This is a genomic window from Candidatus Marithrix sp. Canyon 246 (assembly GCF_001723685.1).
Taxonomy (GTDB): domain Bacteria; phylum Pseudomonadota; class Gammaproteobacteria; order Beggiatoales; family Beggiatoaceae; genus Marithrix.
Map to the genome: position 1 here is coordinate 1 of NZ_MCBX01000035.1, position 1341 is coordinate 1341.

The window sequence follows — 1341 nt, forward strand, 5'->3', positions numbered from 1 at the left end:
GCTAAACAGCGGCTGGATACTTGGTTATTGGCTCGTGAAGGTTTAGTCTCGATTATTATTGGAACACGTTCTGCTGTATGGATACCATTATCTAATATCGGTGTTTTTATTGTTGATGAAGAACATGATTTATCTTATAAACAACAAAGTAGTTTTCGTTATTCTGCTCGTGATGTTGCAATTGTAAGAGCTAAACAAGCTGGTGTTCCAATTTTATTAGGAACTGCAACTCCTTCATTAGACAGTTTATATAATGCTTTACAACAACGTTATCAGCATTTTGTGTTACCGGAACGCGCTGGTGCTGCGATACATCCTAGTTTTCACATAGTAGATATGCGTCAACAAAAGAACGCTTTATCTCCACAATTAAAAAAAGCAATTAAGCAACGTTTAAAGAAAAGGCAGCAGGTATTATTATTTATTAATCGACGAGGATATGCTCCGACACTAACTTGTTATAATTGTGGTTGGGTGGCTACATGTAAAAATTGTGATGCTAATTTAACTTATCATAGTAATAATCAAAGACTTAATTGTCATCATTGTGGTGCATCTCATTTAATGTATAGCCAATGCCCATCTTGTCAATATTTAAAATTATCCTTATTAGGGCAAGGTACTGAGCGTATTGAAGAAAATTTAGAACAACAATATCCCAGCGCACGCATTTTACGTATTGATAGTGATACCACAAGTCGTAAAAATGCAATACAAGAATTATTAAATGCGATTCATAATGGCGAAGCTGATATTTTAATAGGAACTCAAATGTTAGCAAAAGGTCATCATTTTCCAAAGGTGACATTAGTTGGAATTATCAATATTGATAGCGGCTTATATGGAATAGATTTTCGTTCTACAGAACGGATGGCACAATTATTAATACAAGTAGCCGGGCGTGCCGGGCGTGCCAATGAAGCAGGGGCAGTAATCATTCAAACTCATCATCCTGATAATCCATTATTAACGCGCCTAATTCGTAAAGGTTATAATGCCTTTGCCCAAGCGGCTTTACAGGAACGTCAACAAACCGAATTTCCGCCTTATGCACATTTAGCCTTATTACGTGCAGAAGCCAAAACGCTAGACTTAGCAATGGAATTTCTAAATAAGGCAAAAGCACAAGCGAAAATAAATGAACAAGTACAACTATGGGGACCAGTAAAAGCACCAATGGAAAAACGAGCAACTTGGTATAGAAGCCAATTGCTATTACAAGCTAAAGAACGTAAACTATTACATGAATTTTTATCTTGGTGGCTGCCAACATTGCAAAAAATGGCTGGTAGTAAAGTAAGATGGTCATTGGATGTTGATCCGCAGGATTTGCTTTAGAAT

1 protein-coding gene is annotated in these 1341 nt (G+C 36.5%); it reads left to right on the forward strand.

The features are described 5' to 3' along the window. On the forward strand, window positions 1-1338 hold a 1338-nt coding region (priA, locus tag BHU68_RS12205), incomplete at its 5' end, for a replication restart helicase PriA (RefSeq protein WP_069472989.1). Window positions 1339-1341: the final 3 nt, after the last annotated feature.